This is a genomic window from Shewanella sp. 1311, assembly GCF_059338235.1.
Genome location: NZ_CM181686.1, coordinates 520,765 through 545,117 on the forward strand (window position 1 = coordinate 520,765; position 24,353 = coordinate 545,117).

General features: G+C 47.5%; 19 protein-coding genes. 6 read left to right on the plus strand and 13 right to left on the minus strand.

Translation table 11 applies throughout. From position 1 onward, the window contains the following. Window positions 1-9 precede the first annotated feature (9 nt). Window positions 10-1,485 (minus strand): alpha/beta hydrolase, encoded by a 1,476-nt coding sequence (locus tag AC5YB3_RS02410; protein WP_494526491.1) that lies wholly within the window; start codon window positions 1,483-1,485, stop codon window positions 10-12. A gap of 185 nt (window positions 1,486-1,670) precedes the next feature. On the opposite strand from AC5YB3_RS02410, the gene AC5YB3_RS02415 reads away from it, so the two are divergent. Further along, complete coding sequence (locus tag AC5YB3_RS02415; RefSeq protein ID WP_494526492.1) at window positions 1,671-2,153, plus strand: DUF6942 family protein; 483 nt, start codon at window positions 1,671-1,673, stop codon at window positions 2,151-2,153. A 263-nt stretch (window positions 2,154-2,416) separates the two neighbouring features. Here AC5YB3_RS02415 and nadE read toward each other — a convergent pair whose 3' ends face one another. From nadE to dapA, 10 genes are all read right to left on the minus strand, one after another. Then, window positions 2,417-3,247, minus strand: a complete 831-nt coding sequence (gene nadE, locus AC5YB3_RS02420; protein ID WP_494526493.1) for an NAD(+) synthase — start codon at window positions 3,245-3,247, stop codon at window positions 2,417-2,419. A 201-nt stretch (window positions 3,248-3,448) separates the two neighbouring features. Next, window positions 3,449-4,753: an inosine/guanosine kinase gene (locus AC5YB3_RS02425; protein ID WP_494526494.1), complete on the minus strand. Its 1,305-nt coding sequence runs from the start codon at window positions 4,751-4,753 to the stop codon at window positions 3,449-3,451. Window positions 4,754-5,230: 477 nt separating this feature from the next. Further along, window positions 5,231-6,250 carry a ferrochelatase gene (gene hemH, locus AC5YB3_RS02430; protein ID WP_494526495.1) on the minus strand — a complete coding sequence of 340 codons (1,020 nt, stop codon included), beginning with the start codon at window positions 6,248-6,250 and terminating at the stop codon, window positions 5,231-5,233. Window positions 6,251-6,361: 111 nt separating this feature from the next. After that, complete coding sequence (adk, locus tag AC5YB3_RS02435; RefSeq protein ID WP_006082054.1) at window positions 6,362-7,006, minus strand: adenylate kinase; 645 nt, start codon at window positions 7,004-7,006, stop codon at window positions 6,362-6,364. 140 nt (window positions 7,007-7,146) lie between these two features. Further along, the gene (locus tag AC5YB3_RS02440) at window positions 7,147-8,010 is read right to left on the minus strand and encodes a co-chaperone YbbN (RefSeq protein ID WP_259522694.1); all 864 of its coding nucleotides are present in this window, start codon (window positions 8,008-8,010) and stop codon (window positions 7,147-7,149) included. A gap of 302 nt (window positions 8,011-8,312) precedes the next feature. Continuing rightward, on the minus strand, window positions 8,313-10,226 hold the full coding sequence (htpG, locus tag AC5YB3_RS02445) for a molecular chaperone HtpG (protein ID WP_259573847.1): 1,914 nt from the start codon (window positions 10,224-10,226) through the stop codon (window positions 8,313-8,315). 192 nt (window positions 10,227-10,418) lie between these two features. Beyond that, window positions 10,419-13,514 carry an efflux RND transporter permease subunit gene (locus tag AC5YB3_RS02450; RefSeq protein ID WP_494526496.1) on the minus strand — a complete coding sequence of 1,032 codons (3,096 nt, stop codon included), beginning with the start codon at window positions 13,512-13,514 and terminating at the stop codon, window positions 10,419-10,421. Further along, window positions 13,511-14,593, minus strand: a complete 1,083-nt coding sequence (locus AC5YB3_RS02455) for an efflux RND transporter periplasmic adaptor subunit (protein ID WP_006082058.1) — start codon at window positions 14,591-14,593, stop codon at window positions 13,511-13,513. Before AC5YB3_RS02455 ends, AC5YB3_RS02450 begins: the two co-directional genes overlap by 4 nt. A 362-nt stretch (window positions 14,594-14,955) precedes the next feature. Next, window positions 14,956-16,053, minus strand: coding sequence for an NlpB/DapX family lipoprotein (gene bamC, locus AC5YB3_RS02460; protein ID WP_063884263.1), 1,098 nt, complete (start codon window positions 16,051-16,053; stop codon window positions 14,956-14,958). 3 nt (window positions 16,054-16,056) lie between these two features. After that, on the minus strand, window positions 16,057-16,941 hold the full coding sequence (dapA, locus tag AC5YB3_RS02465; RefSeq protein ID WP_006082060.1) for a 4-hydroxy-tetrahydrodipicolinate synthase: 885 nt from the start codon (window positions 16,939-16,941) through the stop codon (window positions 16,057-16,059). A gap of 172 nt (window positions 16,942-17,113) precedes the next feature. Here dapA and AC5YB3_RS02470 point away from each other — a divergent pair, with 172 nt between their 5' ends. Further along, complete coding sequence (locus tag AC5YB3_RS02470; RefSeq protein ID WP_006082061.1) at window positions 17,114-17,665, plus strand: glycine cleavage system transcriptional repressor; 552 nt, start codon at window positions 17,114-17,116, stop codon at window positions 17,663-17,665. Window positions 17,666-17,668: 3 nt separating this feature from the next. Continuing rightward, a complete protein-coding gene (gene bcp, locus AC5YB3_RS02475) occupies window positions 17,669-18,136 on the plus strand; it encodes a thioredoxin-dependent thiol peroxidase (protein ID WP_006086208.1) in 468 nt (155 codons plus the stop codon). 244 nt (window positions 18,137-18,380) lie between these two features. Here bcp and AC5YB3_RS02480 read toward each other — a convergent pair whose 3' ends face one another. Beyond that, on the minus strand, window positions 18,381-18,998 hold the full coding sequence (locus AC5YB3_RS02480; RefSeq protein ID WP_106650801.1) for a LysE/ArgO family amino acid transporter: 618 nt from the start codon (window positions 18,996-18,998) through the stop codon (window positions 18,381-18,383). Between the two features lie 125 nt (window positions 18,999-19,123). On the opposite strand from AC5YB3_RS02480, the gene AC5YB3_RS02485 reads away from it, so the two are divergent. Then, window positions 19,124-20,059 (plus strand): LysR family transcriptional regulator ArgP, encoded by a 936-nt coding sequence (locus AC5YB3_RS02485; RefSeq protein ID WP_259482195.1) that lies wholly within the window; start codon window positions 19,124-19,126, stop codon window positions 20,057-20,059. Between the two features lie 229 nt (window positions 20,060-20,288). Here the strand turns inward: AC5YB3_RS02485 and htpX are convergent, their stop codons facing one another. Continuing rightward, the gene (htpX, locus tag AC5YB3_RS02490; RefSeq protein WP_006082065.1) at window positions 20,289-21,152 is read right to left on the minus strand and encodes a protease HtpX; all 864 of its coding nucleotides are present in this window, start codon (window positions 21,150-21,152) and stop codon (window positions 20,289-20,291) included. A 286-nt stretch (window positions 21,153-21,438) separates the two neighbouring features. Between htpX and pepE the strand changes: the two genes are divergently transcribed. Both pepE and AC5YB3_RS02500 read left to right on the plus strand, forming a co-directional pair. Continuing rightward, window positions 21,439-22,152, plus strand: coding sequence for a dipeptidase PepE (gene pepE, locus AC5YB3_RS02495; RefSeq protein ID WP_115334391.1), 714 nt, complete (start codon window positions 21,439-21,441; stop codon window positions 22,150-22,152). A gap of 575 nt (window positions 22,153-22,727) precedes the next feature. Beyond that, a complete protein-coding gene (locus tag AC5YB3_RS02500) occupies window positions 22,728-24,323 on the plus strand; it encodes a glucan biosynthesis protein G (protein ID WP_494526497.1) in 1,596 nt (531 codons plus the stop codon). Window positions 24,324-24,353: the final 30 nt, after the last annotated feature.

The following is a 24,353-nucleotide window of genomic DNA, read 5'->3' on the forward strand; positions in this document are numbered from 1 at the left end:
CACAAAATCCTAGTGCATATGCGCGAGTCGATACTCATCCATGCGCTCCAGCAAATATGGGAAAAAAGGATTCCATTTCTGGCGCAACATTTCCGATGCCGACACGCTATATAAACCGCGCTCCCCCCGCGAAGCTGAGGCACCAATTTGTATCCGATGTAAATCAGGCTGAATAACTGCGCCATAGAGGCCATCATCCACACCAAAGGGGAGCGCAACATGGGACAAAGAATACACGCCAGCGGGCCAATACAAATCTAATGCACGCACTTCCTTACCTTCTGTGACCACGTTACCTAGCGCATCTAAACCAAAGCTGCGCGCTTGAACTTGCGTGGTTTCATTACTGATATTTTCCACCACAGTGCCACGATAATGCTGCGCAGGGCTATTGATGCTCGACAGCAAGCCTGCTAACGGATCATTGGACACCATTTTGGCATTCACATCGAGTCGGTTCATATCGAACAGCACGAGCTCATGGCCTTTTTCTGGTAACGTTTGATACAGATTATTCACCACCGCCGAAGTTGAAACGGTTGCATCCACGACCGACTGAAAAGTAAGTATCGATGGAACTTGCGCCCTTTGCGGCAAAGTTAATCCAGCCAATAAACCTTGATTGCGTAGCGCTAACTGATACACCACATCCCCCGCATTGACCGCAAAAGAGGTGTATTTAAAGGGATCGTACTCCACTTGAATGCTGTTCCATTGCAGCTTATCCAGCTCCAGCAATCGGCCAATCCAACTCTGCCAGCGTGCGGCCGCCGCCGATGGCGTTAACCCTATCGCAGGCGAGATAAAAATCATCCCAGCATAATCTGGGGTTTTATCTTGACTGATACGCTCTAACTCATGGTTTAGTGCTATGGCGGCACCGGTCGAAAAACCCACAACAAATAGCGGTTTACCTTCCAGTGTTTGCCGCATATGCGCTGTGGCTAAGTTCACTGCGGCGGCGAGATCTTGCCAATAAACCTCAGTCAAGCCACTCGGAATCGTGCCATGTCCTGGTAGTCTTAAACCCAGCACATGGGCTTTACCTTTAAAATGCGCAGCCACATTGGATAAGGCATAGGGCGAGTCTGACATGCCGTGGAGCAGCAATATCCCAAACTCGGCATCGGCTTTGGGCCATTCATAACTGCGATTCCAATTTTGGGGCCAATGGGCAGGATCGGATAAACTATTTTTGACATAGCGGTTCACGGGAGAGAATTCATTGGCAGGAATTTTTTGGACGACTTTGCGCTCAACTTCGGCGAATAAGCGCTCTTCTAGCGCTAAGTACTCATTAAAACTAGCGAGTTTAGTATTGTAATGGAACTCATTATCTAGCTCGACCGTATGCCATAACGACAATTCAGGGCGCGCATTGAGAAAGTAAATCCCGGTCGCGAGTAACGCCAGCGCTATGCCAATGCTCGCATACAATGCGGCTAAGAATAGGTGTTTTGTCGAACCTATGATAATGGCCTTCATGGCTGTTCCTACATAACAATAAGATAAAATGAGCAAGCCAATTATACGGTTAGAAAAAAACATCCTTCAAATTTTTTACCACAATAATATCCACTGCCATAAGCCCACAATTTTATTAGCCGCATAGACCTTAATCGGGTTAGGATCCAAAGCAGTCTTATTCCAATGAAACTTATACGCTCTCGATGATTATCGGTAATCCACACGCTAGCTTGGCCTACTATCTTCCTACCGCGCCGCTGATACCTGACAACTGGCATTACACTCAACCAGACGCTGTCGGGGCACTCATAGCGTTAAATGGCAATCATTGGCGTAAGATCTTCACTATTATGGCAAAAATCAGCGCGGTCGGAGAGGATTGGCGCAGCTATCGTGACCAAGTGTTACTCAAGCAAAATGAAATGATCTGCATAGGCGCTATAGAGCTGATGGCACACGCGAAGATCCATCTCATCGCGGGGCAAGTGGCTGCAAAGTGTTTAGGACTCACCATGTCTGCAAGCGATATCCGTGCGCAGCATTTAACCGCCCAAAACAAATCCATAACCGCGATGACGCCTCCATCTTCGCTGGGGCAGCATTGTTTACTCACGCCCTATTTGGATTATCGCCAGTACCCAAATCAACTGATCGCCCTGACACGCCAACACTTAGTCTTGCCATAATCCCTACAACAAGATGCCGCTGCTAAATGTTGCGACCAGATGCCACTGTCACAGGCCTCAGCAACATTCCTCTGCAACATCCTCCAGTGAGATGCCTCAGCAAGATAGCCAGCTTCAATGAACAATCGCTGCTAGTTTCCGAGCTACAGCGACACCAACAGCTGTAAAGGCTGCCGCAAGCTCAGTCACTAGGTAATAGAGAGACATAAAAAAGCACTCGTGAACTGAGTTCCAACGAGTGCTTATTCGAATACGATTCAGCGTTAGTCGTAGATGGTTGGGATAGGCTGACGTTTATGCTGCGTTGCCTTATAAATACCAATCAATTTGTCTTCAACCGCCTTGCCGACATCTTTACCCTCAAGGAAATCATCGATTTGGGCATAGGTTAGCCCCAGTGCGACTTCATCTTCGAGTAACGGTTTATTATCTTCTAGATCCGCGGTTGGCGCTTTATGCACTAAAGACTCTGGCGCACCAAGATACGCGGCAAGTTGGCGAACTTGGCGCTTGTTAAGACCAAATAAAGGCGCTAAATCGCAGGCACCATCGCCCCACTTAGTGTAAAAACCTGTGATGTTTTCGGCGCTGTGATCTGTCCCCACCACAAGCCCGCCCACGAGTCCGGCGAGTTCATACTGGGCTATCATCCGCATACGGGCTTTAACGTTACCCTTCACAAAATCCACTTTTGCCACATCGGGCAAAGGCAATCCGGCTTCGGCTAATGCGGCGACGGTAGCGCTGTGCACACCATCAACCCCTTGATGCACATTCACTGTGACCAATTTAGAAGGTTGAATAAACTGACAGGCTAATTGCGCCTCATGCTCATCTTTTTGGATCTGATAGGGTAAGCGCACGGCGATAAACTGGTAACCGCCTTGGCTATTTTCGTGGTTTAAACTGTCCACCGCCAACTGACACAAACGCCCAGCGGTAGAAGAATCCACCCCACCGCTGATCCCTAATACCAATGCCTTGCTGCGCGCTTCTTTTAGTTTGGTTTTAATAAACGCGACCCGACGTTGCACTTCGAACTCTGGCCCTATGGCCGTGAGTACCTTCATTTCTCTTAAGATTTGCGCTTTCACCGAAAATTCCACCTTAAATAATCGCTGTATTTGGACTATCTGAACCCGACTAACGTTAACATTTATTCGCAACTGCCTGTAGTTAAAATTAGCGCTTAGCGGATTGATTGTTGATAAACGTCATAAAAATAAGGGCAACAACGGTTTGTCGTTATTGCCCTAGCGTAAATCAGTCAGCTTAATACCAATACAGGTACTGGCTTATCTTTCCCAGTAGGATTCTTCTAAGCTATCTTCGCGCTCAGGTAAACCACGGGATAAACGCGGGCTATGCTGGGCTAAGACTTCATAGGCGACGCGGTTAGCGTACTTACACACTTGGGAAAACGAGGAATAACACAGGCCATCGCGCTTATGTTTACTCGAACCTGGCACGTTAGTCTTGTGGAAAGCATTGGCCGCCAGATCGTGTAATAACGCCGATAATGCGCCATCGCCAGCGCCATTAGTATTCCCAATTTTTTCTGGACCGCCCATATAAGGTGAAATGTGGGCAAACACTTTGATTGGTGTTTCACAGTCATTCTTAAGCTTTGGACGGGAGAACTCATAACGGTTAAATTCAGGGATCGCGCCCGGCAACAGGGTATGAACGGTTTCGCGCTTTTCAGAATCTTCAGTATAACCCGCAGTATAAAGCCCGATAGGCCCCGCAGTGGTTAATACCATGTCACACCATTCCAAAGCTTTTTCACTGGCGAGCAGAGGATCCCGTGAACCGGTTAAGGCTTCACCTTCATCTTCATTCATCGCCAAAATGGTGACATGTTCTTTGATGAAGTTTTGCCACCATTGCGGATCTTCTTCAATCAAAAAACGCGTGCCTAAGGTCAATACTACCGGCACCTCGGCGGCTTTTGCGTATTCGATGGCGCACATGGCCGCATCGGTAATACGGTCGCCATCGCTGGCGCGCATCAAGTACGCGGTCAGCACTAAGGCAGAGCTGCCCTGTATTACATCTTTATCAATATATTCAGGCGTGAGTTTATCCATCGAGCCTTTGCTAATCGCAAATGTCCGCTCGCCACACTCAGAAATCAGGGTAAAACAGCGACCGATAGGGCCATCTACAGGCTGTAGAAAGTTAAGATCAACTTTAGAAGAGGTATTACATAAATAGCGATAAGCGTAACTGCCCACTTCGATATTCTGACTCATCACCCCGAATAACACTGAACGATCATCGGCCAGAATAGAATAATTGTGCACTGTGTTGCCAATCGTGCCACCAGCAAATTCATCGCTAATCAAGCCATGAATTTTTAACTCAGTGTAGAGTCTGTGGGCCTGTTCATCATTGATCAGGGTCGAGTTGCCTTTTGGTAAGCCATAACGGCTCAGCAATTCGTCCTCCACTTTCGCTTCGATATCCACTAAGGTTTGATCAATACCGCTGATATAGGTCGCAAACGGCTGAGGCTGTTGAGTCAGCTGTTCAAGCAGCGGATCTCGGGTTTTAACCGGAAAATAATGTTTTGATTTACGCTGACCGGGAAACTTCATAGTGGCTCTCTTTTCCTGGCATCCATGCTAATTGGCGTCTGCCGAGGCGGTCAAGCCAAGCAGCATCCTAAAAATATTGAGTCTAGGCTAGCGAGACAAAAAAACCACCCCTTAGCCGGAAGGGCGCAGATTCTATCACAAAATCAGTTCGAAGCCAGTGCTCCAATACCCAAACAACCTGAAGATGTAGGATTCAGCGGGAATTTAATGGAATGGTTCAGACAAGGCCATTTATTGCTCCTGCATAAATGGCATTCACGCCATCCATGGCGATTGCGGCTATTTGCAGACCTAGTGGGCTAAGTTAAAAATAGTCAACACAGTATAAAGTGCGTTACCTCGTGTTTAACATCAGCCGCCGGGACGGAGCGCATAGGGCACTTCACTTCCGTGTTGCATCAATTCAAAAGGTGGTCGACATTCTGTCATTGATGCGCCTTGAATTGAATCACCCTAGGCGCTCTGAAACTCGACTCTTCAGGTGGCTTGGGTATGGGCCCAAGATACCGCTTGTTCTTGGATTAATTGCCGTAATAATTCAATGTGTAACTCATCGTCGTTCAAACAAGGGATAAACCGATAGTCGCTGCCACCCGCATGTAAAAAGGTTTCCTTAGCACCAATGGAGATTTCTTCTAAGGTTTCGAGGCAATCGGTCGCAAACGCAGGGCAAATCACATCGACACTTTTGATCCCTTGCGCAGGTAACTCGGCCAATAATTTATCAGCGTAGGGCGTGAGCCATTCTTCGCGGCCAAAGCGCGATTGGAAACACACCTGCCACTGCGACTCGCTCAACTCAAGTTTTTGCGCTAACAGTTTCGCCGTGACAAAACACTGCTCACGGTATGGATCGCCCTCTTTCACATAACGCAGGGGAATACCGTGAAATGACAATAGCAACTTGTCGGCCTGCCCATGGGTTTTCCAGTGACGCGTCACTGAATGCGCTAGCGCCGCTATATAAGCATCATGATCAAAATAGTCTTTATTAAAGCGAACCTGAGGTATGTCACGCACGGTTTTAAGATAACTGGCAACGGCATCGAACACACTTGCCACCGTCGAGCAGGAATACTGGGGATACAAAGGCAGCACAACAATGCGCTCAGCCCCTTGGTCTTTCAGGCGTTCAAATCCCGCATCGATGGAGGGATTGCCGTAACTCATGCCCAGTTCTACCGGGATGGTCTGGTTAAACGTGGCGCTTAAGTCCACCGCCAGCTTTTGTGCTTGGCGTGCACTTATCACCATCAAGGGTGAGCCTTCCGGCGTCCACACGCTTTGGTAGAGTTTCGCGACTTTAGTCGGACGGGTGTTGAGGATAATGCCGTTCAGCAGCGGTTGCCAAATCCACGGTGATAAATCGACGACACGGGGATCACTTAAAAACTGCCTTAAAAATCGTTTTACGGCCTTAGGGCTAGGTTCATCAGGCGTGCCGAGGTTAACCAATAACACACCAAAAGCAGGGGAAGGATTCAACGTTAGGCTCATGGTTAATGAAGTTCACTTGGAGGCTAACATTCAGATGCCCATAAAAAAAGCCTGCATCGGCAGGCTTTTTTCTAATATGAGAACTCGTTCTCGTAAATTAAGTTTTTTCGGTTATTTCAACACGCTGGCAAGCTGCTCACTCACGGCCGCAACCGATTGAGTACCGTCAAACTTGTTGTATTGAGTTTGACCAGCTGCAGCCACTTTACCGTAGTATTCAACCAGCGGCTTAGTTTGCTCGTGGTAAATCGCAAGACGTTTACGCACTGTGCTTTCTTCGTCATCTGGACGAATAGCTAAATCTTCGCCCGTCACGTCGTCTTTACCTTCCACTTTAGGTGGATTGAAAACCACATGGTAAACACGGCCAGAACCTGGGTGAACACGGCGACCACTCATGCGCTTAACGATTTCTTCGTCTGGCACATCGATTTCAATCACGTGATCAATGCTAATACCGTTTGCCGCCATCGCATCCGCTTGTGGAATAGTACGTGGGAAACCGTCTAACAAGAAACCTTTAACACAGTCTTCCTGTGCGATACGCTCTTTAACCAGACCGATGATCAGATCATCAGAAACCAGTTGACCAGCATCCATCACTTTCTTCGCTTCCAAACCCAGTGGAGTGCCAGCTTTTACCGCAGCACGTAACATATCACCAGTGGAAATTTGTGGGATACCATACTGTTCCATAATGAACTGGGCCTGGGTACCTTTACCGGCACCTGGGGCGCCCAATAGGATAATGCGCATCTCAAGAGTCCTCTTTTCGCATTGATATTCTTCTTAGGGCGGCGATCTTCGCACATCTGGCCGCCATTGAGAAGGCTTTTAGCTTCGACTTTAGCCTCAGAAACCGCAAATAAACTGCGGTTCCTTAGGCATTTTTATCATTAATAGAGCAAGGTATAGAGTTTACGGCGGTATTGATTGGCTATGGGATTACCTTGGCCAAGTGCCGTTAATACTTCCATAAATACTTGTTTTACTGTGCCATTTTCAGCACCTAAATCTTTACTGAGCACACCGAATAACAGATCTAATGCTTCATCATCGCGGTGGGCGGCATGCAATGCCTTACTCAGTTCGAGTAATAACACTAAATCTGTTGGATTTTGCTCAAACTTTTGCTGTAAATCGCGAATTTCAGGGGTATCCGCCGCATCAAGGGCAAGTGCGAGCTTGGCTTTTAAACTCTGGTAGTAACCATCTTGGTCGGCAAGCCCGACTTTCTCAAGCATGGCTTGCGCTAACACTAATTCGCCCTGCATCAGATACACATCGGCGAGCACTAAACTCACCTCACCCGCTTGATTTGAGCCTGCATGCGCGTCTTTAAGCAACACGGCAGCAGTGGCAAGATCCTCTGCGCTCACTTGACTAAGTGCGAGTAATGCTTTGGCCTGTGCCAACTGTAACTGCCACATTGGCGGTAAATGTTTATCCAGCATGGCTGTGACTTGCGCCGCATCTTGCAGGCCAGCAAAACCATCGACAGGCTGACCTTTATCCAATACTAACGTGGTCGGTAGACTTTGAATGCGAAAGTAATTGGCAATTTCTAATTCTGCTTCACAGTCAACTTTAGCGAGCACGAATCGACCCGCATTTTGCTCGGCAATTTGCTCTAAGGTGTGCAGCATAGCCACACTTTGTTCCTGCGGCTGTGCCCAAAATGCTAACACCACGATCTGCTGCATCGAGGCGTCAACGACTTGCTGAATATTGTCTTTAGTCAGGCTGAGGATATTGTCCATAGTATTCCCTTAACGTTTAAGGCCTCAAACATAGGAGGCCTTATGCTTTTAAAACTAAGTGTTAGCACTCAGTTTCAACGCGCTATTTTAAAATCGTTGTCTTAACAGCTTGTATACCCAAGCAACCTGAAGAGTCGAGTTTCAGAGCGCCTAGGGTGCTTCAATTCAAGGCGCATCAATGTCAGAATGTCGACCACCTTTTGAATTGATGCAACACGGAAGTGGAGTGCTCTAGGCACAAACCACTCTTCCTGCACTAGAAACAATATCGGGGCCGTTCAAAGAAAGGCCCCGATAGTCATTTACTTCATGTTAGCCAGTAACATTTGGTTCATCAGCTTGATAAAGGCCGATGGATCCGCAAGGCTACCTTTTTCAGACAATTGCGCCTGTTGCAGCAGCAGATTCGACCAATCCGCGAAGGCTGCTTCATCTTGAAGATCATTTAAACGCGACACTAATGGGTGCGCTGGGTTGATCTCAAATGTCGGCTTCACTTCTGGCACTGGTTGACCGGCAGCTTGCATCAGCTTGATCATCTGAGTCGACATTTCGCCTTCACCCGCCACGACACAGGCTGGGGTGTCGGTTAAGCGTGACGTGACTTTCACATCCGCAACAGTCGAGCCTAATGCCGCTTTAATGCGTTCAACTAAAGCTACCGATTCTTGCTCAAGCTTTTCTTGCGCTTCTTTTTCAGCTGCATCTTCCAGCTCGCCAAGTTCTAAATCACCGCGGGTCACTGAGTGCAGTTGTTTCTCTTTGTACTCAGTTAAGTGGTTGATTAGCCACTCGTCGATACGCTCTGACATCAGTAAGACTTCGATGTCTTTCTTACGTAACAACTCTAAATGTGGGCTGTTAGCGGCGGCTTCATGGCTGTCGGCAACAATGTAATAAATCTTAGTTTGGCCTTCTTTCATGCGGCTGATGTAGTCATCGAGTGACACAGTCGGCGCAGCACTACCCGTATGGGTCGAGGCAAAACGTAATAAGCCTGCGATACGTTCACGGTTGGCGAAATCTTCCGCTGGCCCTTCTTTCAACACTTGGCCAAATTCAGCCCAGAACTGTTGATATTTTTCTGCATCGTCTTTTGCCAGTTTTTCCAGCATGCCAAGCACACGTTTGGTGATACCAGTACGCATCGCTTTGGTCACGTGGTTATCCTGCAGAATTTCGCGGGATACGTTCAGCGGCAAATCGTTTGAGTCAATCAAGCCCTGCACGAAGCGCAGATAAGATGGCATAAATTGCTCAGCGTCATCCATGATGAACACACGTTGCACAAACAGTTTCAGGCCGTGCTTACGGTCGCGGTTCCACATATCCCAAGGTGCTTTTGCAGGAATATACAATAGGTTAGTGTATTCTTGCTTACCTTCTACCCGATTATGACTCCACAGTAGTGCGTCGGTATAATCGTGGGAAATGTGTTTGTAAAATTCTTGATACTCTTCGTCACTGATGTCAGCTTTGCTGCGCATCCACAAAGCAGTCGCTTTGTTCATGACTTTCCATTGACCTTCGGTCGCTGAAATTTTTTCGCCATCAGCACCATCACTTTCTGGCGTACCTTCTTGCCACATTTCGACTGGCACAGAGATATGATCTGAGTACTTAGTAATGATTGAACGTAGGCGCCAATCATCGGCAAATTCTTTTTCTTCATCACGCAGGTGCAGGGTGATTTCAGTACCACGGCTCGCCTTAGTGATGGTATCAACGGTGAAGTTACCCTCGCCTTCTGATTCCCACAATACGGCTTCATCGGCCTTATGACCGGCAGCGCGAGTGCGAACCGTGACTTTCTTGGCCACGATAAAGGCTGAATAGAAACCGACACCGAACTGGCCGATTAACTGTGAATCCTTTGAAGATTCGCCCGATAGATTCTTAAAGAAATCAGCGGTGCCCGACTTAGCAATTGTGCCTAAATGCTCAATCACGCCGTCGCGGGTCATACCCACGCCGTTGTCTTCGATGGTCACAGTGCCTTTTTCTTTATCAGCACTGATACGGACTCGCAGTTCACCGTCGCCTTCATACAGAGCGTCATTGGTCAACGCCAGATAACGCAGCTTGTCCGCTGCATCCGCAGCGTTGGAGACCAGTTCACGCAAGAAAATTTCTTTGTTGGAATACAAAGAATGGATCATCAAATGCAACAGCTGTTTGACTTCTGTTTGAAAACCATGAGTTTCTTGTTGTGACATGAAATTTTCCTTTATTTGTTACGTAATTTGGTAAAAGTAACGCTTAGTGTTTACTTAAATGGGGCTCCAAATTTGCTTTTCAAGGGCAAGGGCTAAAACGAGGTTCGAATGGCGAAAAATAAGGCGCTTGATGAATACCAAGCGCCTATATGTGGACTTTAGTGTACTTTCAACATCAGCCTAAGTGAGGCGTTAGTCTTGGGCTAATTCTTTTTCTAACTGTTGGGCTATGGCTTCGGGCGATCCGCTGTTACGGGCGAACAGTCCGTAGGCGGCGGGGATCACGAAGATAGTGAATAGGGTTGCCAATAAAATCCCCGACAACACCACTACACCAATCACGAAACGGGTTTCAGCGCCCGCACCGGCGGCCATAACCAAAGGCACGGCGCCAGCGGCGGTAGTGATGCCTGTCATGAGAATAGGTCGTAAACGCTGCGCAGACGCTTGAATAATGGCCTTGTCAAAATCAACGCCTTTATCCCGCAATTGGTTTGCAAACTCAACAATCAAGATACCGTTTTTCGCCGCCAATCCGACGAGCATAATAATACCTATCTGGCTGTAAATATTAAGACTCTGCCCCGTGAGCCACAAACCAATTAACGCGCCCACGGTCGCCAGCGGTACAGTCAGCATGATCACCATAGGGTGAATGTAACTCTCGAACTGCGCCGCGAGCACGAGGAATACAATCCCCAGCGCGAGCAAGAACACGAAGTACATAGAACTACCCGACTCTTGATAATCGAGGGATTGGCCCTTGTAGCTGATGACCGCTTCTGCTGGTAAATAAGCACGCGCCAATTGATTCATATAATCAAGGGCTTCACCTAGGCTATAACCATCTTCTAAACTGGCTTCTATGGTGATAGCGCGCATACGGTTGTAACGGTTAAGCGAACTGGCATCGGCAAACTCTTCCACCGTCACTAAGTTCGACAGCGGGATAAGTTCTTGAGTCCGCTCGGAACGCACATAGATGTTTTGCAGATCCGCTGCGGTATTTTGATTACCGCGCTCGCCTTCAATGATCACATCGTATTCTTCACCGTCACGCATAAAGGTCGTGACTAAGCGTGAGCCCAGCATGGATTCCAACGTACGACCGATATTTGAAATCGATACCCCAAGGCTCGCCGCTCTATCTCTGTCGATGACGACGCGAAGCTGCGGCTTAGTCTCTTTATAGTCGTGATCTAAACCGAGCAATTTAGGATTCTGTGCCGCCTTTTGCATCATAATATCGCGCCAGCGGGCCAGTTCTTCGTAGCTAGGGCCGCCAATCACAAACTGCACGGGTTTACCCACGCCGCGGCCAAAGGCTTGGCGCATTACAGGAAACGCTTGCACCCCAGCAAGATCGGCAAGCCGTTTGTTAATGTCTGCAATCACTTCTTTAACGGGGCGACGTTTGCCCCAATCTTCCAACACGACGATGGCCATACCATTAGAGAAATCCGCAGCGCGGCCAAAACCACGTGGGGCACGAATGAGCAGACGCTTAATATCACCCGTGTCAACCAGCGGCATCAAGCGGTTTTCCACTTCATTCATGTAGGATTCTATGTATTCGTAACTCGCGCCTTGCGGTCCGTTGACCATCAAGAATAACGAGCCTCGGTCTTCCTGCGGCGCAAATTCCTGCGGCACTTTTTGGACCAAATAGGCGCTAGAGCCTAACGCGATCAACACCAAAACCGACATCAATAACGGGTGAGCCATGGCAGACTTTAACGATAATTGATAACGGTTTGACACTTTGGTCATGATGCCGTCAACCTTACGCACCAACCAAGAATCCTGCGAGCTAGGCTTGAGCAACTTGGAACACATCATAGGTGTGAGCGTTAAAGCGACTAGGCTAGAGAACAGCACTGCCGCACTCATGGTCACAGCAAACTCTTTGAATAGTTTACCTAAGTCGCCTTCAAGGAAAGTGATTGGCATAAACACGGCGACCAAGACTAAGGTGGTGGCGATGACCGCAAAGGCCACTTCACGTGCACCGAGGAAGGCCGCTTTTAAGGGCGAATCTCCTTCTTCAATACGGCGGTGAATGTTTTCCAGCATCACAATCGCATCGTCCACCACCATGCCGATGGCGAGGATCATCGCCAACAAGGTCAAAAGGTTGATGGTATAGCCAAGCGCATACAGCACAATAAAGGTGCCAAGCAAGGACACAGGCACAGTGATAGCAGGGATCAACATGGCGCGCACACTGCCAAGGAACAGATAAATTACGATAATCACTAAGACCATCGCAGTGAACAGGGTTTGGTACACTTCTTTAATCGAGGCTTCGATAAACACTGAGCTATCGTAGCTGCGCTTAATGGACATGCCCGCTGGCAAGGTTGGGTTAATTTTATCAACCAGCGCATTCACCGCACGCGCCACTTCCAAGGTATTGGCGGTTGACTGCTTAGACACGCCTAAACCTATCATCGCCTCTTTGTTGCCACGGAACATAATCCGCTCTTCTTCAGAGCCGATTTCCACCCGCGCGACATCCCCCAGTTTAACTAAGTAACCGTCTTCCCCTTGGGTGATCACTAGATTTGCGAAATCTTCGGCGGTGCGATAACCCCGCTCGAGCCTCACCGTAAAGTGCCGCTCCTTAGATTCAATCGAACCTGCGGGTAACTCGACGTTCTCGGCTCTAAGCGCAGCCTCTACATCAGCAACCGTCAAGCTGCGCGATGCCAAGGCTTGTCTGTCGAGCCATATCCGCATCGCATACACTTTGCCGCCGCCGATACGCATCCGCGCCACACCATCGACCACTGAAAAACGGTCGGCTAAATAACGGTTGGTGTAATCGGTCAATTCGAGGGTGGTCATTTGATCCGACACCAAATTGAGCCACATGATCACTTCATCGCCGCCATTGGCTTTTTGCACTTCTGGGGGATCAGCTTCCTCGGGTAAATTGTCGAGTAAGCCAGAAATACGGTCGCGCACATCGTTAGCCGCATCTTCAATATTACGGCTAATATCAAACTCTAAGGTGACGGATGAACGGCCATCACTGCTCGATGAGCTCACGTGCCGAATGCCTTCGACGCCGCTAATCCTGTCTTCAATCAATTGGGTAATGCGGCTTTCCACCACAGCGGCACTGGCGCCGCGGTAGTTAGTGTCGATAGACACCACAGGCGGATCTATGTTTGGGTATTCACGCAGGGGCAATTTATCAAAGGAGACAAGCCCGAAAGCGACTAGCAGCAAGCTGATCACTGAGGCAAATACGGGACGTTTTACTGAGAGATCAGTCAGGATCATACACTTGGCTCCGCGCTCGTATCCGCAAGATAACTAAACTTTTCAGCGAACTCCGTTTGCACTTTATCCCCAGGATGGACTTTCAATAAGCCACGGATCACCACGTTTTCACCCAAGGCTAAACCGTCTAAAATTTCCACCCAACCACGGGTACGAATCCCAATAGTGACTTGTTTACGCTCAATCACATTGTCGGCATTAACGCTGTAAACAAAGTGATCATTTTGGATTGGGATAATGGCAGATTCTGGCAACATCAAGGCTTCGCGGCTACGTTTGATGAGTTTGACCTTCATCAACATCCCCGGTAATAAACGCAGCTCAGGATTGGGGATTTCGGCGCGGACAATCACAGTGCGTGTCGTTGGGTTTACGCGGCTATCAATCGAAGTCACCACGCCTTTGAAGGTAAAATCAGGAAAGGCCACAGCTTTGGCTTCAACTTTCTTACCTGGGGCTAAATCTTGAATAAAACGCTCAGGCACTGAAAAATCGAGTTTAATCTTAGAGATATCATCCAAGGTAGTGATCGCAGTGCCGGGCGATACTAGGCTGCCGACACTGATTTGGCGTAAACCTAAACGGCCATTAAAAGGCGCCAGAATACTGCGATCATTGAGTGATGCTTGCGCCTGCTCAAGCTCTGCGCGGGTGGTATCGATAAGGGTTTGTAATCTGTCGCGTTCTAACTCTGCCACAGTGCGGCTGGTGACTAACGAACTGATACGGTTGAATTCACGTTGATTATCACTGACTTTAACTTGCGCGGCTTTTACCTTAGCAATCTGTTCCGCATTTTGCAGTTGGACTAACAAGTCCCCCTTCTTAACTATGTCGCCATCATCAAACTTAAGTGCTATCACCATGTCGGTGACTTTAGGGGTTATGGTCACAGATTCTGCGGCTTTATTGGTGCCGATGGCTTCCACTTCATCGCGAATAGGTGCCATGGCAGCAGTGGCGATCACTACGTTAGGCATGAGTTTCATTTGCGCGGTGGCAATCTCTTGCGGTTGCATGGCTTGATATCCAAACCATGCCGCGGCCAATAGGGCGATTATTAGAATAATTTTTTTCATCGGGCTTCCAAGGGATGACTCGCATTAATGACGGCTAGTTTACTCACTCACATCATCGCATCAATACGTTTTACTTTTTCTTACAAATTACGCCAATAGCGCAAAATATGTGTGATTAAGTGTCTTTGGCGATATACATGGCAGAATGACCAGAATGCAGTACGATAACGAGGTTGATTAGTGATTATCTCTAAAAATGATAAATCCAGCGGAACCTATTGCTAAAACCATTCAAAAAATATTGATATCTAGACAATTAAAGCCTAAAACACCGTTTGCTTAGATAATCATCCCCCCCGATCCATAAATCGCAGCCAATAAAAAAGGGCGATAATTCGCCCTTCTCTCATCAACCGTTGAAATTAACGCAGTTTGCGTTCTTCTTTCATCAGGTTTGACAGTGACTGATACACATTGGTAACGACTTCATCGCTCAATGGCTGATCTTCAGCATCGCGGAGGAATATCTTAGTCTCTTCAGGCGTATCGCCATCTTCGAGCAGTAAACGGTAGCTGCCTTCTTTGAGCGCTAACTTATCTTCGCCCCACAATGAACTCCAGAAACCTGAGTTATCGTCAAACTTGATAAAGTACAATCCTTTCGCGCTATCCATATCGGCAATTTCGAAGCCCATTTCTGGCAGCACGATACGCAGACGATCCCACACTTGTTTGTACGGGGCTTTAGCAGACCAGTAGGCTTTGCCTTCTTCTGGCGTGACTAAATCGACATTGATACCTAAGGTTTGCTTCAAACGATTCGCTTGAATAGATTGGTCACGTTTAACGCTGATGTAGGCAATCGCACTGTTCAGCATATCAATCGTGTATCTTTGCTTATCTTCGCCGCTTAGTAACACGTTTTGTGCTTTATCGTCGTAAAACTCTTCGTGTTCAACTAAGTGAATAACGATATTGGCAGTGCGGCCATGTGGACGTGTTTCCACATCGAAACGGTAACGTTGGCGAAGCAGATAAACTTTATCTGAACCCCACATGTTTGATTCGATTACTTCGCGACTTTCGATCCAATCGGTTTCTATGTTGCCTTTATCAAAATCACGGCTACGAACAGCGATACCTTTTTGGGCCAAGAAACCATCTAAGTTGCTAAAGATTTCTTGTTTCAAGTCCACTGTATTGTCGATAGATTCGACCACGATTTTAATGTTGTCGCTGCCCTCTTCCACGTGAGTACCTTCAGCCATAGGCAGTACTTGCAGTGGCGGGCGGATATCCAAATTTTTACCGTAGACAGTAGCATTGGCTTTAGGGCCCAATGCTGGCACATCGAATTCTTTATTATAGGGCGGTGTTTTTAATCCGGCAGGGATCTTAAGCAAAGGCGCTTGCTCAGCCTGAACATAGTCTTCAGTACCATTCGCTTGACGGCGATCGAGTGGCGAACTACAGGCTGCAACGGCAGCAACTAAGATCAGTGGGGTGACTTTCTTTAACATTAATTATTTAACCTCTATCTGGGCACGAGTCATTGCTTCTATCAACAGACCATGACATTGCTCAGAAAGTTCAGTCAAAGGTAAACGAATATGGCCACATTCAATCAAACCCATGCGATGGGCAGCCCATTTAACTGGGATAGGATTGGCTTCACAAAAGAGTGTGCTGTATAAACCGCGCAGCGGTGTGTCTATGCTCAGTGCAAGCTCAGCATTGCCGGCAAGCGCCGCATCACACATAGCTTTAAAGGCTTGTGGCACTATGTTGTTCGCCACTGAAATGACACCATTGCCGCCTAAGAGTAAGAACTCTCTGGCAGTGGCATCATCGCCGCTATACAAAAGGAAATCGTCGCCGCACAGTTCGCGCAGACGTTTTACACGGGATAAGTCACCGGTCGCTTCTTTCACGCCAATAATGTTGCTCACGCTGACTAACTCGGCAACGGTTTCTGGCAACATATCAACGGCAGTACGGCCAGGGACATTATAAAGAATTTGTGGAATATCTGTGCTGGCAGCAACTGCTTTATAATGCGCAATCAATCCCTTAGGAGTTGGCTTATTATAATATGGCGTTACGCCAAGCATAGCGGCAACACCCACCTTAGATAAGGACTTGGTGAGCTCAACGGCTTCAGATGTGGCATTGGCACCATTACCACCAATGACAGGAACGCGGCCCGCAGCAAATTTAACGGTTTGTGAAACGACCGTTACATGCTCAGACATAGGCAGAGTCGCTGACTCGCCAGTAGTACCAACGGCCACAATGGCATCTGTGCCTTGGTCAATATGGAATTCGACTAACCTTTCAAGACTTGCAAAATCTACTGAGCCATCACTGTTCATTGGCGTGATTAAGGCTACGATGCTTCCGTTTATCATCTGACTTTCCCCAAGATTTCAGGATTCGCTATGGTACTGATGCCAACCACTAATGACAAGCATTAACGGGGCTCTCAAATTGAATTAGTTATGGTAGCATTACATCCCGCACAAAAACTCAGCTTCAACCCTGAGTTTTCGCTCTATGATATCGAAAAAGTGAGGAAAATTCATGACCAATTTCCTGGTCGTAACAGCGATGGGTCTCGACCGTCCTGGACTCGTAAGTAAACTAGCTCGTCTTGCCAGTGACTGTGACTGCGATATCGTCGACAGCCGTATGGCATTATTTGGTAACGAATTTACCCTTATCATGATGTTGTCAGGCTCGTGGGCATCAATAACGAAAATTGAAAGCATGCTCCCCAGTCTCTGCGTCGAGTTAGAACTGATGACAGTGATGAAACGTACCTCTAAACACACACCACAAAATTACCTTTCTCGCCTTGAAGTTCGCTTCACGGGTAAAGACCAGCGCGGCACGATAAAACGCATTACCCAGTTCCTTGCCGACAGGTCATTAGATCTGGCTGCAGTGCGCTCTTTCTCCGAAGAATTACCTGACAGTGAGCAGACGCAAAACGTGTCGCTGACCATTAATATTCCTGAAAAAGTTGAACTAGAAAAGCTCGAACAGAGTATCTATCAACTCGCCCAAGATATGACCTTAGATTGCACTATTCGTCGTATGGAAGGCACAGCCATTTTAGAGGACAGAGGATAATAGATGAATACCTTAACGGCTGGGGCAAAAGCGCCTCAATTTACCCTGCAGGATCAACATGGCACATCAGTTTCACTGGCCGACAGCCTCAAGCAAGGTCCTGTTTTAGTGTACTTTTACCCTAAAGCAGCGACGCCGGGTTGCACAGTGCAAGCCTGCGGTCTACGTGACAGCAAAGCCGCGCTCGATAGCCATAATGTGACGGTATTTGGCATTAGCCCAGATCCTGTGGCTAAGCTGGCCAAATTTGCTGAAAAACAAGCGCTCAACTTTACCTTATTGAGCGATGAAGACCACAGTGTCGCCGACGCTTTTGGGGTCTGGGGTGAGAAAAAATTCATGGGTAAAACCTATGATGGCATCCACAGATTAAGCTTCCTTATCAATACCGATGGCACTATTGCCCACGTGTTCGATAAGTTTAAAACCAAAGATCACCATGAAGTCGTACTCGCGCAAATCGCGGGTTAATGGCTGATATGACGACTGATAAGACATGTCAAGCTGCTGCTTTAATCGGCAGTAAAGTGTAAACGTCGTCAGTTGATGTCGGTAGGCTGAATAAATAATCGGCAATCGATAACAAAAAGGTCCTGAAATCAGGACCTTTTTCATGAAAAATTTTCACTTTCATATCACAATATACTGTCTAACCGAGCAAAAATTCCGCAAATGCATTCAGCTAGCCCGTATTCTATGGCATCACAACGTCGGTTTATCCTGCCACATAGGGCCAAATAATCGCGGCGGCAATACTCCACATGGTTAACCAAATAAAACGGTCAAGATAACGCCATGCCGCTGGGCGAGTAAAAATGGGCGCCAGCAAACGCGCACCAAAACTTAAGCCAAAAAACCAAATAAACGATGCCAGTACAGCACCCGCGCCAAACCAAGGCCGATGTAAATCATCAAATTGAGTGCTAATACTGCCGAGCAGCACCACAGTGTCGAGGTACAAATGCGGATTAAGCAGACTGATCCCAAGCGTGGTCAACACGGCCTTTTTGAAGGTATCGGCACTATCAGCCTGCTCCATCTCAATGCCCTTGGCCACAAATGATGCCTTGAGCGCATTCGCGCCATACCAGAGTAAAAACGCGGCGCCACCGAAACTCGCCACATGCTTAATGGTCGGGAAAGATTCAATGATGTGCCCTAGCCCCGCCACACCCGCAGTGATCATCAGCGCATCAATGATAGAACAAAGCAAGGCAATCGGTAACGGGTACGAGCGCTTGATACCTTGCTTAAGCACAAAGGCATTTTGCGCGCCTACAGCAATAATCAAACTGCCACCAATTCCCATACCTTGTATAAATGCCGCTTGCATAACCACCTCTCATGTTCGAAGAAGGCGCTAGCATAGTCAAAACAACAAAATTAATATAACTAATGTTTTTTATGTATCATAAGTAAAATTAATAACCATCAAACACACATCGATTAAGGATGACTATGCTGGAATACGCCAATCTCAAAGCCCTCGCCGTTGTGGTCTCGGAAGGCGGGTTCGATCGCGCCGCCAAAGTGCTGCACATCACCCAGTCGGCAGTATCGCAACGTATTCGGCAACTTGAGGAAAAAGTTGGTCAGTCATTACTTATTCGCTCCAATCCTGTGGTCGCGACACCCACAGGCAAACGCCTACTGCGCCACTATTCGCAGGTGCAATTACTTGAGAGTGAATTAAGAGCCGAGATGGACGCCGACGATCCCAACCATCCGACCACAGTGCGCATCGCTGTGAATGCCGATAGCTTAGCCACGTGGTTTTTACCCGCGCTGGCTGGCATGTTCAGTCGCCACGCTTGGTTATTGGAATTAATTGTCGATGACGAGTCTTACACCCATCATCTATTGAAAAATGGTGAAGCGGTCGGCTGCGTCACCACAACCGAAGTGCCGATGGCGGGTTGCAGCAGTGAGTTTTTAGGGACGATGGAATATTTGTGTGTGGCCACGCCCGAATTTGCCGCGCGCTATTTTGGTGAGCCGAGCGACACTCAGTCACTTAGCAACACTCAGCCATTTTACGGCATTAGCCAAGCCCAGTTAGCGAAGGCGCCAGCAGTGGTGTTCTCCACCAAAGATAAGCTGCACGAGAAGTTTCTCGCCCAATATTTCAATATGACGCCAGGGCAATGGTGGCAACATACAATCCCCTCTTCAGAAAGTTTTTTAGAAGCGATTAACTTAAGCTTAGGTTATGGACTCGTCGGTCATCTGCAAGCTAAGCCGTTAATCGATCAAGGGATACTGATTGAGCTCACGCCAGAGCGACGCATGCGCGTGCCACTATTTTGGCAGCATTGGAATATCAAGGCGAAGCAAACGACACTGGTCTATCGCGCCCTTGCGGCAACCGCGCAACACAATTTACTGCAGGTATGATTTGTTGCATCAAGAATGAACGCACAACCCGCATGAATCTTCAGCGATTTACCCGCGATGGTGTTTAACGCGGTGTGATGATTCTCATAGCGGCGCCTTTTGCTTCATCAAATGTGAGTTAAATGGTAGGCATAAAAAATCGGGCTCAAACCAAAGTTTGAGCCCGATATTGAGAGTCATAGATCTAATCTCAAGTGAGTCTTAAAACTTAAACCTAACTCACTCTTTATTAGCTTGCTCTTAACGCTGCAATACGTTTTTCTAATGGAGGATGACTCATCATCATTTCCGCCATTGAACGTTTGCCGTTAATACCAAAGGCAGACATTTGTGCAGGCATTGCCGTGCTTTCTGGACCTTGGCGTAAACGCTCAAGCGCAGCAATCATCTTGCCTTTACCCGCTAAACGGGCCGCGCCTTCATCGGCTTTGTACTCACGAATACGTGAGAAGTAAGCGACGATGATTGAAGCCAAGATACCGAATAGCATATCCAGCACGAAAACCACGGCCATGTAAGCAAACATGCCTAAACCTTCGCCTTCTTCATCATTGCTCGACACAAAGTTGTTGATAATGCCTGCAACCACACGGGCCGCGAAGATCACGAAGGTGTTCACCACACCTTGGATCAGTGTCAAGGTCACCATGTCACCGTTGGCAACGTGGCTCACTTCGTGAGCCAATACGCCTTCGATTTCATCTTGGCTCATGCCATATAACAGACCCGTACTCACAGCCACTAAAGAATTGTCTTTACTTGGGCCTGTAGCAAACGCGTTCATGTCGGGTGATTGATAAATCGCCACTTCTGGCATTTTAATCCCCGCTTGTTTAGCTTGACGGGCAACCGTCTCTACTAACCAACGTTCGGTACTGTCACGTGGGGTGGTGATCACTTCACAACCCATGGTCTTTTTCGCCATCCATTTTGAAATGGCTAAGCTGATAAAGGCCCCACCGAATCCAAAAATGGCAGCGAACACCAGCAGTCCACCCATAGTAGACGTGTTCACGCCTAGAATAGACATTACAATTGAGGCTACTAGCAACACAGCTAGGTTAGTCGCAATCAATAAAAATATACGCTTCATTTCAGCTCCTTTAGGGCAAGAATGTGCCATTTAACTTTGTTCAAAGACATAATATGTCCAAATCATCGAAATTCAAGTGGTAAAAGAAAAGAGTTTTTAAATTAGGTTATCTTTCTCGTATAAAGGCACTGTCTTTCATGGTTCGAGAGTCTAGGGTCACTATATTAATCGAAACTTAAATCTAGCGGCTATCGGCGCTACAGCGCAATTCTGCTTTATTTCTCTATGTTTATCGGGATTAATCTTTGTTAACATGCCTGCACACTCCGAGATTTCAGGATACAAAATGACAATCAATGCCCTACTACTGAGCAGCTCTCGTGTCGGTGATACACCTTATCTTGCCCACGCGATCCCTTTTATTAAACCGCTTACCACCAACGCGCAAAAATGGATTTTTATCCCCTATGCTGGCGTCAGCATGAGTTATGACAATTATTTAGCATCTGTAGTGACAGGATTAAGTGAGCTTGAACTCGATATCAGTGGCATTCATCAGCATCCCGATCCTCAACAAGCGATAAAAGATGCCGACGGGATTTTAATCGGCGGCGGTAACACCTTTCATTTGTTGCACCAACTATATCGCTATGATCTGGTTACGCTAATTGGTGAACAAGTTGCCCTTGGCAAACCTTATATCGGCTGGAGTGCGGGTTCTAACGTATCGGGACTGAGCATTCGCACCACGAATGATATGCCCATCATCGAGCCGCCATCGTTCAAGGCATTAAACTTAGTGCCGTTCCAGCTCAATCCGCATTATTCCAATTACCAAGCACCGGGCCACAACGGTGAAACCCGTGCCCAGCGGTTATTAGAATTCACTAAGGTCGACCCATTAACCCCAGTGGTCGGCATAGTTGAAGGCTCAGCCCTGTGGCGTCAAGGAGACAAACTCTCACTCTTAGGTGACCAACCTGCGTATTTGTTCTGCGGAGAACAGCAAGAAATCCCTATCCCTGTGGGCAGCGATCTGTCGCACTTACTCAAGGCCTAATTTACTCAAGCCCTAATATTCAAGCTAGCAGCCGCATAGCGCATCTAAATAGGCTCACAGGAAAAACGGTGAGCCTCAGTTATTTATCTAGTCCTATCGCTTGAGCCCTAATGCGCTTGTCTGTTTTCTTCAAATCCTAACGTTAACGGTGCCTCGGCTCTGTAGCAACGCCACTCGATTGAATCAGTGCTAAGTTAGCTTAGCCAAGCGCGTTTTCACCACACTCTTTATTACCACTGAGCTATTACTACCACTGAGCAATTACTAGGTGTTACTACCACTGACTATTACTACCGCCGAGCACATTCGCAATTACTGTTATTGATATCTAAACAACACTGCAAAGTATCCAGAGCAGCACCTAAATAGCGCAAATCATAATTTATGTTACAAATATCCAGCTACACAGGTAAAATTACTGCTCGCCACAGCTATTCGAATCCAACAACTTAGGGCTTTGTCGCAGACAAATTATTAATAATTAGGGATTAAATAGTTCAAACATCTTTAGCTAGACTGAAACATATTGCATATCTGCCTATGAATCAGCGTCATTTTAGTAAGGAGTTTCCATTTTGCGAATGAATCATACGATGAATTACCCTACCGGTTATCCGGCATTACTCAAAAAACTACCTTTTTTCATCTTGACCGCCATCGTCTACGTCGTCGGCATGAATAACGTCAATGCCGCAGCGGCAGAGACAACCGGAGCACCTGCGCCTGCCCCAGAAAAAAAATCTAAAAATTTTACCCACGATACTGTAGTCGAACTCGCGCAACAACTGTCGCAAAAACCATTTAAAGAAGCCAAGAAAGCGCCTCAAGAACTAATCGATCTTGATTTTGCCACCTATGGCAAAATCAATTATCAAGAAAATGCCGCGATTTGGGGCGGTACACCCACTAAATTTTCAGTACAGCTTTTTGCTCCGGGTTTTCTCTATAAAAACCTCGTCGACATCGATGTGGTCGAAAACAGCAAAGCGATACCGATTGAACTCACTGAGGCCTCGTTCGATGTGCCCAGTGACGCCATCGAAAAACTCATCACCCAATTGGGTCAATATGCTGGCGTGCGTTTGCATTACCCCATCAATGACGATGAAGTAAAAGATGAATTCATCATGTTCCAAGGCGCGAGCTACTTTCGCGTACTGTCTAAAGGCCAAACCTATGGCCTGTCTAATCGCGGTTTAGCGATAGATGTCGCCCAGCCTAAAGGCGAAGAATATCCATTATTTAAGCGCTTTTGGGTTGAACGACCATCCAAATACCAAACGGCGATTGTGGTGCATGCCCTGCTCGACAGCCAAAGTGTCACGGGTGCCTATCGTTTTGGTATTTATCCTGGCGCACCTTCACGTGTCGAAGTGGATGTAACCCTGTTCCCACGCAAAGATATTCAACATGTTGGCCTTGCACCGCTAACCTCTATGTTCCTATTTGGTGGATTAGATAACTCGGATAAACCCGATTACCGCCCTGAAGTACACAACTCCGACGGTCTGCAAATCGATCGCGGTAATGGCGAGCGTCTATGGCGCCCCCTAAATAATCCCAACAAACTGCAAGTCAGCGCCTTTGCCGATGAAGATATTAAAGGTTTTGGTCTGATCCAGCGCCACCGCAAGTTTGAAGACTATCAAGATCTGAGTGCAAACTATCAACTTCGCCCTTCCGCATGGATTGAGCCACTCAATGATTGGGGCAAGGGCCAGCTGGTGTTGATTGAAATCCCATCGAGTGCTGAAACCAACGACAACATAGTCGCCTATTGGGAGCCACAAGGCGGCCTGAAGAAAGATCAACCCTATAAATATTCCTATCGTATGACGGCGTCAAACGACAGCCCTTCAATCGCGTCAAAGGCACGAGTGGTCCGCAGTTCGAAGGGGCAAGTGCTCAGCAAGGGTAAAGAGTTACTCGTCGACTTTAGTAATATCAAGCCACAAGATATTGATAAAATTAGTATCGATGCCAGCATCAACAAAGGCAAAATCCTGTCTACTCGGATTGTTGCCCACCCTGACATCAATGGTGCACGGGTATTTGTCAGCTTCGAACCAGAAAGCACCAATGTAGCCGAACTGAGATTACAGTTGAAGAAAGACGATAAACCTCTAGCAGCGACTTGGTTATACCGCTGGAATAGCGACGATTGGCAATAGAGCTTAATTAGTTCCCTTGCTTAGCGAGCA

Excerpts from the sequence above, each read along its gene's own strand:
- AC5YB3_RS02470 (WP_006082061.1), top strand. The coding sequence starts at position 17,114 with ATGACCAATTTCCTGGTCGTAACAGCGATGGGTCTCGACCGTCCTGGA.
- htpX (WP_006082065.1), bottom strand. The coding sequence starts at position 21,152 with ATGAAGCGTATATTTTTATTGATTGCGACTAACCTAGCTGTGTTGCTA.
- AC5YB3_RS02410 (WP_494526491.1), bottom strand. The coding sequence starts at position 1,485 with ATGAAGGCCATTATCATAGGTTCGACAAAACACCTATTCTTAGCCGCA.
- dapA (WP_006082060.1), bottom strand. The coding sequence starts at position 16,941 with ATGATAAACGGAAGCATCGTAGCCTTAATCACGCCAATGAACAGTGAT.
- adk (WP_006082054.1), bottom strand. The coding sequence starts at position 7,006 with ATGCGCATTATCCTATTGGGCGCCCCAGGTGCCGGTAAAGGTACCCAG.
- bamC (WP_063884263.1), bottom strand. The coding sequence starts at position 16,053 with ATGTTAAAGAAAGTCACCCCACTGATCTTAGTTGCTGCCGTTGCAGCC.
- hemH (WP_494526495.1), bottom strand. The coding sequence starts at position 6,250 with ATGAGCCTAACGTTGAATCCTTCCCCTGCTTTTGGTGTGTTATTGGTT.
- pepE (WP_115334391.1), top strand. The coding sequence starts at position 21,439 with ATGACAATCAATGCCCTACTACTGAGCAGCTCTCGTGTCGGTGATACA.
- AC5YB3_RS02455 (WP_006082058.1), bottom strand. The coding sequence starts at position 14,593 with ATGAAAAAAATTATTCTAATAATCGCCCTATTGGCCGCGGCATGGTTT.
- AC5YB3_RS02440 (WP_259522694.1), bottom strand. The coding sequence starts at position 8,010 with ATGGACAATATCCTCAGCCTGACTAAAGACAATATTCAGCAAGTCGTT.
- AC5YB3_RS02415 (WP_494526492.1), top strand. The coding sequence starts at position 1,671 with ATGATTATCGGTAATCCACACGCTAGCTTGGCCTACTATCTTCCTACC.
- bcp (WP_006086208.1), top strand. The coding sequence starts at position 17,669 with ATGAATACCTTAACGGCTGGGGCAAAAGCGCCTCAATTTACCCTGCAG.
- AC5YB3_RS02480 (WP_106650801.1), bottom strand. The coding sequence starts at position 18,998 with ATGCAAGCGGCATTTATACAAGGTATGGGAATTGGTGGCAGTTTGATT.
- AC5YB3_RS02425 (WP_494526494.1), bottom strand. The coding sequence starts at position 4,753 with ATGAAGTTTCCCGGTCAGCGTAAATCAAAACATTATTTTCCGGTTAAA.
- htpG (WP_259573847.1), bottom strand. The coding sequence starts at position 10,226 with ATGTCACAACAAGAAACTCATGGTTTTCAAACAGAAGTCAAACAGCTG.
- AC5YB3_RS02450 (WP_494526496.1), bottom strand. The coding sequence starts at position 13,514 with ATGATCCTGACTGATCTCTCAGTAAAACGTCCCGTATTTGCCTCAGTG.
- AC5YB3_RS02485 (WP_259482195.1), top strand. The coding sequence starts at position 19,124 with ATGCTGGAATACGCCAATCTCAAAGCCCTCGCCGTTGTGGTCTCGGAA.